The following is a 14,374-nucleotide window of genomic DNA, read 5'->3' as shown; positions in this document are numbered from 1 at the left end:
CGTATCGGCGACGCTGAAGATGGGTCGTTAGCTCAGTTGGTAGAGCAGTTGACTTTTAATCAATTGGTCGCAGGTTCGAATCCTGCACGACCCACCATCTCAACCACAGGTTCAGGCGGGTTCTTCAGTTAGCTTCACAACCTTGATGGGTCGTTAGCTCAGTTGGTAGAGCAGTTGACTTTTAATCAATTGGTCGCAGGTTCGAATCCTGCACGACCCACCATCAAGTTTAAAGTTGTAAGCCGCTTCCACAGCGGGTCGTTAGCTCAGTTGGTAGAGCAGTTGACTTTTAATCAATTGGTCGCAGGTTCGAATCCTGCACGACCCACCAGATTCAGAAAAAAGCGCCCAACGGGCGCTTTTTTCGTTTTCCGCAGTACGGTAATGCCCCCCCACAGACGCGCATTAATACACCAGGGTCGCATTAATGCGACCCCTACGGGTATGGGGAGCGGTAATGCATTGACGGAATATGCCCATCCATACGTAGGGGCGCCATTTATGGCGTCCTGGCCGCGTATAACCCCCGATGGTTAATGAACGCGTCAGGGTCGCATTAACACGCCAGGGGCGCATTAATGCGACCCCTACGGGTATGAGGAGCGGTAATGCGTTTGCGTTGACGGAATATGCCCATCTATCCGCAGGGGCGCCATTTATGGCGCCCTGGCCGCTACCGTGCCGGCTTTTTCCGGGAGGCTTTTTCGGGCATCAGGCTTTTCCAGATATGCTGCACGGCATAGCTGCGCCATGGCCGCCAGACCTGCGATAGCTGCTCTGCCTCTCTGGCCGTTACGCCACCGAGATTATTACGGATAGCGATATCCTCTTTCGGGAAAGCATCAGGCCAGCGTAGCGCCCGCATGGCGATATAGCTGGCGGTCCACGGGCCGACCCCCTTCAGCGCCAGCAGCTGCTGCTGTACGGTATCCGGCGGCAGAGATCCGTTAAAGCGCAGCGCGCCGCTGGCGCAGGCGTGGGCCAGTGCGATAATCGCATTTGAACGGGCGCTGACTATGCCGAGCACCGCAATATCATCGACCGTTGCTGCTGCCAGCGTGGCCGCGTCCGGAGAGAGGCGGGAGAGCGCTGGCCAGGGCGTCTCCAGCGGCTCGCCAAAGCGCTCCGTCAGACGGCTGCTGAGCGTTACAGCCGCTTTTACCGTAACCTGCTGGCCGAGAATCGCGCGCACGCTTAACTCAAACGCATCGAACGCGCCGGGCACGCGCAGGCCCGGGTGGCGCGCCAGGCTCTCTGCCAGCAGCGGATCGCGGCCCAGTAGCTCGCTCACCGCCTGCGGCTGAGCATCCAGATCGAACAGATCGCGCAGCCGGCGCAGCAGGGCAGGCAGCACCGGCGTCAGTGTGGTAGTGAACTCAACCTGCAGCGCATGCTTATCGGGCAGGGCGCTGACGCGCACCCAGCCGCGACAGCCGCCCAGCGCGACGGTGCGGTGATAAGCGCCATCGGCCACCCACTCAGCCTGCTTCATGACGTGCGCTTCAAGAAACTCCAGCATCGCCGCCCAGTCATAGGGTGGACGGTAGCTCAGCTGCAGGGTGGCGCTCTGCTGTGGCAGCGCAGCGCCTTCCGGCTGGCTCCGCTTACGCAGCGCGGAAGGCGTCATGTGATAGCGCGCCTGAAACACATCATTAAAGCGGCGCAGGCTGCGAAAGCCGCTGGCGTAAGCGATCTCCGTTACGGGCAGCGCGGTTTCGGTCAGCAGCTGTTTGGCCAGCAGCATACGCCGCGTCTGACGCAGCTCCAGCGGCGAAACGCCCAGCTCCTGCTGAATAACGCGCCGCAGCTGACGTTCACTCAGAAAGAACTCACCGGCAATATCTGCCAGCGAGGTCTGCTCCTCCAGCATGCCCTCTTCAACGCGACGGATCAGACGATCGGCAATGCGGTGATGGTTATCTACCGGCGCAAATCCCGGCGCCAGCTCCGGGCGGCAGCGCAGGCACGGGCGAAAGCGCGCCTTTTCCGCTGCTTCTGCGTTATGAAAAAAGCGGCAGTTTTTCAGCAGCGGTTTGCGCACCGGACAGACAGGACGACAGTAAATACCGGTTGAGGTTACGCCCACGTAGAGCAGCCCGTCAAAGCGACTGTCGCGCGACGTCAGCGCCTGGTAAGCAATTTCAGGATCAAGCATCGTCTTCTCCGGTAAATAAAGGGCATCATGGCGCAGTCCGGGTGCGGAAACACGCTGCTTTCGGACAGCTAATCAGTTTATGTGCCTGTCCGAAAACAGCCAGTTTGCGGCGCGATTAATGCAATAATAGTCGGGAGTCATCCACTGCGGAGATCTGTTATGTACCATACTAAAACCATCGTGACGCCGGTCGGCGAGCTGACGCTGATTGCCAGCGATAAAGGCCTGGCAGCCGTGCTGTGGGAAAATGAAGGATCGCAGCGCGTGCCGCTGACGCCGCTGTCACGTAACGAGTCGCACCCGGTGCTGTGCGAGGCGGAGCGTCAGCTGCAGGAGTATTTTGCCGGCACCCGGCAGCGTTTTACCCTGAGCTACGACCCGTCCGGCACGCCGTTCCAGCAAAAGGTATGGGCCGCCCTGCTGACCATCCCATTTGGAGAGACGCGCAGCTACCGGCAGATAGCCGAGCAGATTGGGCATCCCAAAGCCGTACGCGCGGTGGGGGCTGCCAACGGCAAAAACCCGCTCTCTATTATGGCTCCATGCCACCGCGTCATTGGCAGCAACGGCAAACTGACCGGCTTTGCCGGTGGCCTGCCGGTTAAGGCGTTTTTGCTGGAGCTGGAGCGGGCAGGTAAAGAGCCGGGTGCGCCGGTTGTTTAGTATAAAAAACTAAATAGCGATTTATTATGCTTTGTAGTATTTTCGTGGCTTCTGTTGTTAATTACATAAAACACTGATGCGGTAGTGCGCCACCGGATCGGCGGCAGGCGAACCGCTCTTTTACGCACCCTGCATTTCAGGCACAGGAGCCAGTAATGGACATTTTCAGCACGCAAAATATCCTGGTACATATCCCTCTGGGCGCCGGCGGATACGACCTCTCATGGATTGAAGCGTTCGGCACGCTGGCCGGGCTGCTCTGTATCTGGCTGGCAAGCCAGGAAAAAATCAGTAACTACCTGTTTGGCCTGATCAACGTCACGCTGTTTGCGGTGATTTTCTTTCAGATCCAGCTCTACGCCAGCCTGCTGCTGCAGCTTTTTTTCTTTGTCGCCAATCTCTATGGCTGGTACGCATGGAGCCGGCAAACCAGTGACCATGAGCGCGCGTTAAAAATTCGCTGGCTGTCGCCGCCGAAAGCGCTGGCATGGGGCGCCGCCTGCGTTATTGCGATTGCGCTGATGACGCGCTATATCGATGTGGTGTTTGGCTTCCTTACCCGCAGCGCAGTGCAGATCATGCAGGGAATCGGCCTGCAGGTCAGCATGCCGCAGCTGCAGCCTGACGCGTTTCCCTTCTGGGATTCCTGCATGATGGTGCTCTCTGTCGTGGCAATGATTCTGATGACGCGTAAATATGTCGAAAACTGGCTGCTGTGGGTCGTCATCAACGTCATTAGCGTAATGATTTTTGCCCGGCAGGGGGTATATGCGATGTCGCTGGAGTACGCCATTCTCACGCTGATTGCGCTGAACGGCTCGCGTCTGTGGATACAGAGCGCACGCGAGCAGGGCTCACGTGCGCTGGCGGGTTAGTGATGATGATGCGCGTGTCCGTCCAGCACCGTATGATGATCGTCATCAGCGGCGTGTTCTGAACCGAGCGCGCAGTCGGGCAGGCTGCACGCCTGATACTCCATCTGCACCGTGGCATGTTCAATCTGATAGTGCTGATGCAGATAGTGATGAATTTTTCGCAGCAGGCCGTCGTGATCGTACGGCGGCACCACCTGAACATGCAGCGTAAGCACCGGCTTCTCTCCCACCTGCCACAGGTGAATATGGTGAACGTTACGCACCTCATCGATGTTCAGCTTCAGCTCGCGCGCCAGCTTATCAATATTGATATTCACCGGTGCACCCTCCAGCAGCTCATGCAGGCTTTCACGCAGCAGCGCCCAGGCGCTGCGCACCACCAGCACGGAAACCAGCAGTGAAAGAATCGGATCGATGGGCGTCCAGCCGGTAAGCATAACGATAACCGCGGCGGCAATGGCGCCCACCGAACCAAGCAGATCGCCCATGACGTGCAGCGCGGCGGCGCGCACGTTGAGATTTTTCTCGCCGCTGCCGCGATGCAGCAGCCAGAATGAAAGCAGGTTAGCAAACAGCCCGGCGATAGCGATACCGAGCATCAGGCCGCCCTCAATCGGCTGCGGATGAGTAAAACGCCGGATCGCCTCCCAGACAATCAGCACGGTGATCACCAGCAGCGCAATCGCGTTTACAAACGCCGCCAGGGTGGTCAGACGCAGCAGGCCAAAGGTATGCCGCGCATTGGGTTTACGGCGCGCAAACTGCACCGCCAGCAGCGCCATCAGCAGGGCGGCGGCGTCGGTCAGCATATGTCCGGCGTCGGCCAGCAGCGCCAGTGAACCTGAAAGAAGGCCGCCGATCACTTCGGCCAGCATAAACAGTGCCGTGACGCTAAACGCCGCCGCCAGGCGGGTGCGATTAGCATTGTGGTCACCGTGAGAGTGAGAGTGTGCCATAGCGTTCCAGTTGGTTGAGTAGCCTGTTGGTTAATAATATCAGTAAATTGAGCGTGTCAGGATGGAGCTGCTGCTGTTTCGCGGCGTCAATCAGCTGCTGACACGCTCCGGCGGCATCTTCAATGCCCAGCATCAGCCAGCTGCCTTTCAGGCGGTGAGCCGCTTTTTCAATCGCCGCCCAGTCGCGCTGCCCGCTGGCCTGCAGCAGCGCATCGCGATCCTGCGTAACGGCGCGCTGCAGCGTTTCACAGATGCGCGGCAGCCAGCTGGCGTCGTGCTGAGCCAGCTGCTGCAGCGTTGCCGGCAGCTGCGCCAGCGGATCGGACTGCGCCTGCGCCAGCAGCGCGGCCAGCGCCTGCAGCGTAACGGGCTTCACCAGCTGCGCCTCATGCGCCTGCAGCGGCAGGCGCAAGCGCTGCACGTCGGCGGAACAGATCACGCGCAGGGCAGGGTGTGGTCGCTGCCGCTGGCGGCGGCGCAGAATGCGCAGCAGCGTCAGGCCATCGGGATGCGGCATCATCTGATCGATAAACAGCACATCAAACGGCTGCCTGGCATCGGCGAGCAGCAGGGCGCGTCCCGCATCAAAGGTCTCAGCCTGAATGCCAAAAGCAGCCAGCTGCTGCTGCAGCACCAGCAGATTAACGGGATGATCGTCAACAATCGCCACCCGCAGCTGCGGATAGCGCGGCCAGACCGGATCGTCGCCGGCATCCGCAATGTCACAGGGCGTCAGCGGCAGCGTTACGCTGACGCGTGTGCCCTGGCCCGGCGCAGAGCTCAGCTGCAGCGTACCGCCCATTCGCTGTACGATTTCCCGGCAGATAAAGAGCCCCAGACCGCTGCCCTGTACCGCATGACGCCGGCCAGACGGCGCCTGATACCATGGCTCAAACAGGTGTGCCTGTTCGCTGAGCGGAATGCCGCTGCCGCTGTCCGTCACAACAAGTGTAATCTGCTCCTCTGCCGCCAGCGTAAGGCTTATTTCGCCTTCACGGGTGAACTTCAGTGCATTAGCCACCAGGTTATTAATGACCTGCTGCAGGCGATCGCTATCCAGCAGCACGCTGGCGGGCAGCGGCGTCAGGGCCGTTACGCGCAGCTGCGGACCGCCGGGGCGCATCAGCGGATGGTAAAGCTGCCGCTGCTGCTGCAGCCAGCGGGAGAGATTCAGCGGGTGCGGATTCAGGCGGAAACTCTGATTCTCAATCCGCGCATGATCCTGCAAATCGTTCAGCAGCGCCATTAGCGAGCGGGCGCTGCTGTGCATCAGCGCGACCCGTGAGGGCACATGCTGCTGCTGCTCCAGCTCCAGCAGGCCAAGGATCGCCTGCATCGGCGTGCGCAGTTCATGACTGACGGTCGCGAGAAACTGGCTTTTAGCCGCACTGGCGCGCTCCGCTTCTGCGCGCTGCCGCCGTTCACGCCGCTGCTGCAGCACGTGACGCAGCTGCAGCAGCAGCAGCCCTGCAATAATCAGCGCCGCTGCAAACAGCAGCAGTTTTGGTATGCTGCGCATCATCATCGTGCTGCCGGGCTGCGGCGGCTGCGCCCAGCTTGCCCGCATCTGGTTCAGCGTTTCTGGCGGTATCTGCTGCAGCGCGCGATCGAGCAGGGCGCGCAGCTGCGGCTGCTGCGGGGTTACCCGGGGCGCCATCGGCCAGGCGATATCGCTGGCGGCAAACGCCAGACGCAGCGCGGTGTCATCGCGGCTGGCCAGCCGCCAGCGTGCTGAGATCACATTATCCACCAGCGCATCAATCTGTCCGCTGCCGAGCGCCTGCCAGAGCCGGGTGCGGTCGTCAAACCACTGTGGCGTAATACCCGGCGGCAGCAGCTGACGGGCCAGATCGCCGCGCAGTACGCCAAGACGTTTGCCCTGCAGCGAGGACCAGTCGGCAGGCGCAAGCGGCATCCGGCTGTAAACGCCCCAGATAGCACGCCATACCGGAAGCGTAGTGGAGGCCGCATCGGGCGTATCCAGAGGCTCCAGCAGCGTAAGCATCACCGCCTGCTGTGCCAGCAGCGCCTGCGCCTGCTGCGGGTTAGCGACCCAGCGCGGCGTGAAGCGGATACCGGTGCTCTGGCCCAGCGCATTAAGCAGGTCAATACCAAAGCCGCGCGCGTTACCGCTGGCGTCCCGGTAGCTCCAGGGGGCATTATCTGGCGCGGCGGCGTAGGTGACAACGGGATGCGCCGCCAGCCACTGCTGCTCTGCCGGGCTGAGCATCAGCGTCTGCGTATCCTGATAGCGCGGCAGCGGCGGGCTCCAGCGCTGAGCAACCTGCCGGCTGAACTCCGCCGGCAGCAGGCGAAGCTGCGCATCGATCCATGTTGTCAGCGCCGGATCGCGGGCGATCGTGCGCAGCGTCAGTACCGCATCCGGATCGGCGGTGATCTGGTAGATCTCTCCCTGCTGCAGCTGGCTGAGCAGAAAGCCGGCGCTGGCTTCATCGGCGACCAGATAATCACTCTGCTGATTGAGCAGGGCGTAGAGCGCCTGTAAGTTGCCGGCCAGCGGATGCCAGCGGTGGCGCGCTGCCAGCTCCGGCGGCAGCTGCGTCAGCGTGCTGCCGGCAATCGTCAGCTGAGCGTTATCGCTGTTAAACATTACCGCGCGCTGATTTGCACGGTTGCGGTAAATACGGAGCGGCGTGCTGAACCAGCTGGCGCTGAGCGAGGCGCCGGCAGGCAGCGGTGCGCTTTCAGTCGTCAAAACTAGGTCCACCTCACCGCGCTTCAGCGCCTGCAGCTGCGCGCTCCGGTCAGGGTAGCCCTGCAGCTGAAACCGTACGCCGCTCTGCTGGCTGAGGGCGCTGAGATAGTCAGCATCAATGCCCCACAGGCGATCGCCGATGCGCATCGACCAGGGCGCGCTATTTTGCACCGGCACCGCCACGCGCAGCTGCGTGGCGGGCGGTGGCGCAGCGTGAGGCACCGGCATAACCGCAGGCAGCATGACGCTGCTGGCGGGCAGCAGTTCAGCGCGTGCGCCGGCTACCAGCAGCAAGCAGAGCAGCCAGAGCCGCTTCACTGCTGCGCTTTCCACAGTTCAGCCAGCTCAACCACCGAGGTTACGCCGGTCTTGGCCATGATATTTTTTTTATGCGTGCTGACGGTTTTATTGCTGATATGCAGCTGCTCACCAATCTGCAGGTTAGAGAGGCCGCGCACCAGCAGCGCTACAATCTGCTGCTCTTTCTCCGTCAGCGGCAGGTCCAGGCGCTCCGGCAGCGGCGGAAAGGCCTGCTGTCCCCCCAGCACTGCAAGGATGGCGCTGAGCAGCTGAGCCATGCTCTGGCTTTTCACCACATAGCCTGCCGCCCCCAGCGAAGCGGCGCTCAGTAAGGTGTGGCGGCTCTGCTGTGCAGAGTAGATCAGCACCGGGCGCTGTGCATCGCGGGCGCGCAGGCGGCGCAGCAGCTCCAGACCATCACAATCCGGCAGGCCGATATCAAGAATAATGACGTCAATATTATGCTGCTGCAGGCAGGCGCGTGCCTGAGATTCATCAGCGGCGGCATAGAGCTGCAGAGGAATAGGGGCGTGCTGGCAGGCAGCCTGAAGTGCGACTTCAACCAGCGGGTGATCGTCAATAAGCAGTAGGGTAGCCATGTCACCGTTCCTGTGAATTTCATGGCGGTTAGCATAGCGGAAAAGCGGGGCCGGCAAAAATAAAGGGCGAGCCTGCGCTCGCCCTGATTACCGCAGAGACATCTCTTACTGAGTTGTGCCGTCGGTCTTGGTATTCACGTTGTCGCTACCCGATTTGGTTTCGACTTTTTTGTTCATGTCCGGGCAGCGGCCATCTTTACACATGGTGTTTTTGTGCACCTCTTTGGCAGACATATCGCCTGACTCAGTGCCTGACATTGCTGCGCCGTTGGTATTGGTGTTGCCGGTGTTGATATCGCTATTATCAACATTGTGCGGAGGCAGATTCTGTTTTGCGCCGCCCGCTGCCGCACCCGCTTCAGCTGATGCGTTGGCCTGTCCATTGTTGTTTGCAGCCATCGCTGCACCGCTACCCAGAGTCATTGCTGCCGTCAGAAAAACAATTGCAAACTTATTCATCATTATGCTCCTGTAATAAATGGATAGTTGCCGTTTGACACCCACGGGTGCTGTGTGACGAAAAAAGCGGGCCGTAACGAAATTAAATTTCGTCAGGAGTGTTCGGCGTAAAAATATATAGTGTAAGCGACTCGTTCCTCAGTGCTTACGTTTAAAAGCTTAGTCTATGGCTCTATAAATGCAAATGAGACAAAAGCATTTTCATAACGCTCTTAATTTACTCATGCCGGCTGAAGGGATAGATTGAAGGGGTTACGTCCGGCGCACGCAGGGCGAAAATCTGAATGGAATAAGTATGGATTACCAGAACGACGATTTACGCATTAAAGAGATCAAAGAGTTACTTCCCCCGGTAGCGCTGCTGGAGAAATATCCGGCAACGGAGCGCGCGGCGGCGACCGTATCGCAGGCGCGTCAGGCCATTCACCGCATTTTGCATGGCGAGGACGATCGCCTGCTGGTGGTGATCGGTCCCTGCTCAATCCACGACACGGCAGCGGCGAAAGAGTACGCTGCACGCCTGCTGACGCTGCGCGATGAGCTGAGCGGCGAGCTGGAAGTGGTGATGCGCGTCTATTTTGAAAAGCCGCGCACCACGGTGGGCTGGAAAGGGCTGATTAACGATCCCCACATGGATGGCAGCTTTCAGATTAATGAAGGACTGCGTCTGGCGCGTAAGCTGCTGGTGGATATCAACGACACCGGTCTGCCGGCTGCCGGCGAGTTTCTGGATATGATCACGCCGCAATATATGGCCGATCTGATGAGCTGGGGCGCCATCGGTGCACGCACCACCGAATCGCAGGTGCATCGCGAACTCTCTTCCGGTCTCTCCTGTCCGGTAGGGTTCAAAAATGGCACCGACGGCACGATCAAAGTCGCTATTGACGCCATTGGCGCGGCCAGCGCGCCGCACTGCTTCCTGTCAGTAACCAAATATGGGCACTCGGCTATCGTTGAGACGCGCGGCAATGAAGATTGCCACATCATCCTGCGCGGCGGCAGAGAGCCAAACTACAGCGCTGAGCACGTTGCGGCAGTGAAGAGCGGGCTGGAAAAAGCGGGCCTGCGTCCGCAGGTGATGATCGATTTCAGCCATGCCAACAGCAGCAAGCAGTTCCAGCGGCAGATGGTTGTGGCGGAAGATGTGGCACAGCAGATTGCCGGCGGCGAGCAGGCGATTACCGGCGTGATGATTGAGAGCCATCTGGTTGAAGGCAATCAGAGCCTGGAGAGCGGGAAGCCGCTGGTGTACGGCCAGAGCGTAACCGATGCCTGTATTGGCTGGGAAGATACGGAAACAGCGCTGCGTCAGCTGGCGCAGGCGATCCGTACCCGTCGCGGCTGAAAGTAAGTCATAAAAAAGGCCAGACAAACGTCTGGCCTTCAGGTTTACTGCGGAGGTTTACTTCGCTTTACCCTGGTTTGCCACGGCCGCGGCTTTCGCTGCGATCTCATCGGCATCACCCAGATAGTAGTGTTTGATTGGCTTGAAGTTTTCATCGAACTCATACACCAGCGGCACGCCGGTCGGGATGTTCAGTTCGAGGATCTCATCTTCGCTCATGTTATCGAGATATTTTACCAGCGCGCGCAGCGAGTTACCGTGTGCGGCGATGATAACTTTCTCACCGCTTTTAATGCGCGGCAGAATGGTTTCGTTCCAGTAAGGGATAACGCGATCAATGGTCAGCGCCAGGCTTTCGGTCGTTGGCAGCTGTGCATCGGTCAGTGATTTATAACGTGCATCGTGGCCGGGGAAACGCTCATCGCTGCGATCCAGCTCTGGCGGAGTAATGGCAAAACCACGACGCCACTGCTTAACCTGGTCATCACCATATTTAGCCGCGGTTTCTGCTTTATCCAGACCCTGCAGCGCACCGTAATGACGCTCATTCAGACGCCAGGTTTTTTCTACCGGCAGCCAGGCCTGATCCAGTTCATCCAGCACGTTCCACAGGGTGTGGATGGCACGTTTCAGCACGGAGGTATAGGCGAAATCGAACACGAAGCCCTCTTTCTTCAGCAGCTGACCCGCCGCTTTCGCTTCGGTACGACCTTTGTCAGAGAGATCCACATCATACCATCCGGTGAAGCGGTTTTCCTGATTCCACTGGCTTTCGCCGTGGCGGACCAGAACCAGCTTAGTTACGGCCATAGCTTTACTCCTTAATGCTTAAGTAGATTAGTAATGAACCCGGCTGCGGCCGCCTGAAGCGGCGGCACACTGATAGCGCCATACCATAACGGAAAACGGCGCACGGCGTAAGTCTGTCGCATACGCAGTGCGCGTTTTTCAGCCGTCGTCTCAGTGTGCCGTAAAGCGATACCGCGTCTCTGAGCGCCAGATGTCACCGGGTTGCAGCCAGCAATCGGGCTGCGGCCACTCGCTATGGTTAGGCGAATCGGGTAAAAATTCACTCTCCAGCGCAATGCCCTGGAAAGCAGTATAGCTCTCCTGCTCGCGGGCGCGCGTTCCCGCCAGGTAGTTGCCGGTATAGAACTGCAGAGCAGGTGCCGTGGTAAACACGCTGAGCTGCAGCGCGCCGTCAGCGGACCATAGCCCGGCGGCACACTGCGTAATGTCGCCTGCCGCGTTCAGTAAAAACGCGTGATCGTAGCCTTTGACCGCCTGCTGATCGGCATCAGCCAGAAACTCGTCCGCCACGCGCTTAGGCTGGCGGAAGTCGAAGCTGGTCGCCGCAACGGCTTTCAGCGGCGCAGCGGGGATGCCCGCGCTGTCTACCGGCAGGTAACGATCTGCCTGCAGTTGTAACCGATGCTGGCGGGCGTCGCCATGATGCGCATCAAGGTTAAAGTAGGCGTGATTTGTCAGGTTAACCGGGCAGGCGCGATCGGTCTCCGCCTGATAGCGGATCGCCAGCGTATTATCCTCCGTCAGTTCATAGGTCACGGAGGCGATAAGATTACCCGGATAGCCCTGATCGCCATCCGGCGAGTCGAGCCGGTAGTGCACGCTGCTGTCGCTCTGGCTGACAATCTGCCAGCGGCGTTTGTCAAACCCTTCCGGCCCGCCGTGCAGCTGATGCGGCCCCTGATTGGCAGCCAGCTTCAGATTAAGCGTCTTTAGCTCAGCCTGCGCGATGCGGTTGGCGTAGCGGCCAATCGTGGCGCCGAGATAGGCGTCCTGATGCAGATAATCTGACGGCGTGGCGCAGCCCAGCAGCGCTTCACGCACGCTGCCATCCTGCATCGGCACGCGCGCCGAAAGCCAGGTGGCACCCCAGTCCATAAAGGTGGCCACCATGCCGTGACGGTTGCGCAGCACCGTGATGCGCCACGGCTGTCCGTCTGGCGCATGGGAGTTGACGTCGCTTACCATTGACCCGCTCCCTCTGAGGCCTTGCAGACGTAGAAGGTCTCTTTGATACCGGTCTGCGCTTCATATTTTTCCGCCACGGCCGCTCTGACCTGATCTACCCGCTCTGCCGGCATCAGCGCCACGATGCAGCCGCCAAAGCCGCCGCCGGTCATGCGCACGCCGCCGTGCGGACCCACTTCCTGTTTAACAATCGCCACCAGCTGATCGATTGCCGGTACGGTGATTTCAAAATCGTCGCGCATAGAGGCGTGTGAAGCCGCCATCAGCTCGCCCATGCGTTCAAGATCGCCCTGACTCAGCGCGTCGGCCGCTTCCAGCGTCCGGGCGTTTTCGGTAATAACATGACGCACGCGCTTCGCCACCAGCTTATCCAGCTCATGCTCGCGTGCTTCAAACTCCTCCAGCGTGACGTCGCGCAGCGCCGGTTTGTTAAAGAAGCGCGCGCCGGTCTCACACTGCTCGCGGCGGGTATTATATTCACTGCCTACCAGCGAGCGGCGGAAATTGCTGTTGATAATAACCACGGCGACGTTGTCCGGCATCGGCACCGCACGGGTCGCCAGGGTGCGGCAGTCGAGCAGCATGGCGTGATCCTGTTTGCCGAGTGCTGAAATCAGCTGATCCATAATGCCGCAGTTACAGCCAACAAACTGGTTCTCCGCCTCCTGGCCGTTGACCGCAATCGCCGCGCCATCGAGATCCAGCTGCCAGAGTTCACGGAATACCGTGCCGACGGCCACTTCCAGTGACGCAGAGGAGCTGAGGCCGGCGCCCTGCGGCACGTTGCCGCTGATCACCATATCCACGCCGCCGGTGCCGGCGTCACGCTGCTGCAGGTGTTTCACCACGCCGCGCACATAGTTGGCCCACATCGGCTCTTTTACCGGTTCGATCGGCGCATCCAGCGAGAAGCTATCCTGCTGGTTGTCATAATCCATGGCGATCACCCGGACCTGGCGATCGTCGCGGCGTGCGCAGGCGATTACCGTCTGATAATCGATAGCGCACGGCAGCACAAAGCCGTCGTTGTAATCGGTGTGTTCACCAATCAGATTAACGCGGCCCGGCGCCTGAATGGTATGGGTGGCAGCATAACCAAAGGTGTCAGCGAACAGCTGCCGGGTAGTCGATTTCAAAGACATTTATTGCGCCTCACGAAAATGGATATCGCTGACAGAGCGCAGACGTTCTGCTGCCTGCTCCGCCGTTAAATCACGTTGGGTTTCAGCCAGCATCTCATAGCCGACCATAAATTTACGCACCGTTGCCGAGCGCAGCAGCGGTGGATAGAAGTGCGCATGCAGCTGCCAGTGATCGCCGGCCTCTTCGGTAAACGGCGCGCCGTGCCAGCCCATCGAATAGGGGAATGAGCACTGGAACAGATTGTCATAGCGGCTGGTCAGCAGCTTAAGCGCGCGCGCCAGGTCGCTGCTCTGCTCTGCGCTGAGTTCGGTCAGGCGTCTTACGTGCGTTTTTGGCAGCAGCAGGGTTTCAAACGGCCAGGCGGCCCACCACGGTACTACGGCGATCCAGTGTGCCGTCTCCACGACGGTACGGCTGCCATCCTGCTGCTCGCGTGCCGCGTAATCCAGCAGCAGCGGCGTGCCTTTTTCGGCATAGTAACGGCGCTGGTTATCATCCTCTTTCTGCGCTTCATTAGGCAGAAAGCTGTTAGCCCAGATCTGACCGTGCGGATGCGGATTGGAGCAGCCCATGGCCGCGCCTTTGTTCTCAAACACCTGCACCCACGGATAGTGCTGTCCCAGCTCAGCGCTCTGCTGCTGCCAGGTCGCAACAATGGCTTCAAGGTTGCTCAGCGACAGCTCCGGCAGCGTTTTGCTGTGATCGGGCGAAAAGCAGATCACCCGGCTGGTGCCGCGGGCGCTTTCACAGCGCATCAGCAGGTCGTCGCTCTGCGGCGCATCCGGGGTCTCCTCCATCAGCGCAGCAAAGTCGTTAGTAAAAACATAGGTGTTGGTGTAATCAGGGTTTTTATCACCGGTGATACGGGTATTGCCCGCGCACAGAAAGCAGTCGGGATCGTGCGCCGGCAGCGTCTCACGCGCTGGCGTCTCCTGCGCGCCCTGCCACGGGCGTTTCGCCCGGTGCGGTGACACCAGGACCCACTGATCGGTTAACGGGTTATAGCGGCGATGCGGATGATCCACCGGATTAAATTTTTGCATAACTTGTCCTGGTAACGGCAAACAGTAAACGTTTTCTGCGCTCAAACTAGCATATGCCCGCAGGCAAAAGCGTGATCAAGTCTGGATAAATGGTATCGTTTACACAAGTCGCTTATTCTTAA

The 14,374-nt window shown here is 59.6% G+C and carries 12 protein-coding genes and 3 tRNA genes; 6 read left to right on the top strand and 9 right to left on the bottom strand.

Going from position 1 to position 14,374, the window contains the following annotated elements; translation table 11 throughout:
• Positions 1 to 21 precede the first annotated feature (21 nt).
• The 3 genes from FS690_RS06095 to FS690_RS06085 all read left to right on the top strand — a co-directional run bounded on the left by FS690_RS06095 (position 22) and on the right by FS690_RS06085 (position 331).
• A tRNA-Lys gene (locus FS690_RS06095) sits at positions 22 to 97 on the top strand.
• Positions 98 to 147: 50 nt separating this feature from the next.
• Positions 148 to 223 (top strand) — tRNA-Lys (locus tag FS690_RS06090).
• 32 nt (positions 224 to 255) lie between these two features.
• Positions 256 to 331, top strand: a tRNA-Lys gene (locus tag FS690_RS06085).
• Between the two features lie 342 nt (positions 332 to 673).
• Here FS690_RS06085 and FS690_RS06080 read toward each other — a convergent pair.
• Positions 674 to 2,155, bottom strand: coding sequence for an AlkA N-terminal domain-containing protein (locus FS690_RS06080; protein WP_039383254.1), 1,482 nt, complete (start codon positions 2,153 to 2,155; stop codon positions 674 to 676).
• Positions 2,156 to 2,314: 159 nt separating this feature from the next.
• Here FS690_RS06080 and FS690_RS06075 point away from each other — a divergent pair, with 159 nt between their 5' ends.
• On the top strand, positions 2,315 to 2,818 hold the full coding sequence (locus tag FS690_RS06075; RefSeq protein WP_039383258.1) for a methylated-DNA--[protein]-cysteine S-methyltransferase: 504 nt from the start codon (positions 2,315 to 2,317) through the stop codon (positions 2,816 to 2,818).
• Positions 2,819 to 2,973: 155 nt separating this feature from the next.
• Positions 2,974 to 3,693, top strand: coding sequence for a nicotinamide riboside transporter PnuC (gene pnuC, locus FS690_RS06070; RefSeq protein ID WP_145339197.1), 720 nt, complete (start codon positions 2,974 to 2,976; stop codon positions 3,691 to 3,693).
• On the opposite strand, the gene zitB is transcribed toward pnuC, so the two are convergent.
• The 4 genes from zitB to FS690_RS06050 form a co-directional block, all read right to left on the bottom strand.
• A complete protein-coding gene (zitB, locus tag FS690_RS06065; RefSeq protein WP_104084672.1) occupies positions 3,690 to 4,649 on the bottom strand; it encodes a CDF family zinc transporter ZitB in 960 nt (319 codons plus the stop codon). The genes pnuC and zitB overlap by 4 nt on opposite strands.
• On the bottom strand, positions 4,624 to 7,698 hold the full coding sequence (locus FS690_RS06060; protein WP_145339195.1) for an ATP-binding protein: 3,075 nt from the start codon (positions 7,696 to 7,698) through the stop codon (positions 4,624 to 4,626). Before FS690_RS06060 ends, zitB begins: the two co-directional genes overlap by 26 nt.
• Positions 7,680 to 8,264: a response regulator transcription factor gene (locus FS690_RS06055; protein ID WP_039383269.1), complete on the bottom strand. Its 585-nt coding sequence runs from the start codon at positions 8,262 to 8,264 to the stop codon at positions 7,680 to 7,682. Before FS690_RS06055 ends, FS690_RS06060 begins: the two co-directional genes overlap by 19 nt.
• Positions 8,265 to 8,369: 105 nt before the next feature.
• Positions 8,370 to 8,723, bottom strand: coding sequence for a YbgS-like family protein (locus FS690_RS06050; protein WP_082032651.1), 354 nt, complete (start codon positions 8,721 to 8,723; stop codon positions 8,370 to 8,372).
• A gap of 295 nt (positions 8,724 to 9,018) precedes the next feature.
• Between FS690_RS06050 and aroG the strand changes: the two genes are divergently transcribed.
• The gene (gene aroG / locus FS690_RS06045) at positions 9,019 to 10,071 is read left to right on the top strand and encodes a 3-deoxy-7-phosphoheptulonate synthase AroG (protein ID WP_039383273.1); all 1,053 of its coding nucleotides are present in this window, start codon (positions 9,019 to 9,021) and stop codon (positions 10,069 to 10,071) included.
• Positions 10,072 to 10,128: 57 nt separating this feature from the next.
• On the opposite strand, the gene gpmA is transcribed toward aroG, so the two are convergent.
• The 4 genes from gpmA to galT form a co-directional block, all read right to left on the bottom strand.
• Entirely contained in the window at positions 10,129 to 10,881 is a 753-nt protein-coding gene (gene gpmA / locus FS690_RS06040) for a 2,3-diphosphoglycerate-dependent phosphoglycerate mutase (protein ID WP_104084674.1), read from the bottom strand.
• A 150-nt stretch (positions 10,882 to 11,031) separates the two neighbouring features.
• Positions 11,032 to 12,066, bottom strand: coding sequence for a galactose-1-epimerase (galM, locus tag FS690_RS06035; protein WP_104084675.1), 1,035 nt, complete (start codon positions 12,064 to 12,066; stop codon positions 11,032 to 11,034).
• On the bottom strand, positions 12,060 to 13,208 hold the full coding sequence (galK, locus tag FS690_RS06030; RefSeq protein WP_094112180.1) for a galactokinase: 1,149 nt from the start codon (positions 13,206 to 13,208) through the stop codon (positions 12,060 to 12,062). The genes galM and galK overlap by 7 nt, the downstream gene beginning before the upstream one ends.
• Positions 13,209 to 14,252: a galactose-1-phosphate uridylyltransferase gene (galT, locus tag FS690_RS06025; RefSeq protein WP_108569701.1), complete on the bottom strand. Its 1,044-nt coding sequence runs from the start codon at positions 14,250 to 14,252 to the stop codon at positions 13,209 to 13,211.
• Positions 14,253 to 14,374 lie beyond the last annotated feature (122 nt).

The organism is Pantoea sp. PSNIH1, from assembly GCF_007680655.1.
GTDB classification, from domain to species: Bacteria; Pseudomonadota; Gammaproteobacteria; order Enterobacterales; family Enterobacteriaceae; genus Pantoea; species Pantoea eucrina.
This window is presented reverse-complemented; position numbering and strand designations above follow the sequence as displayed.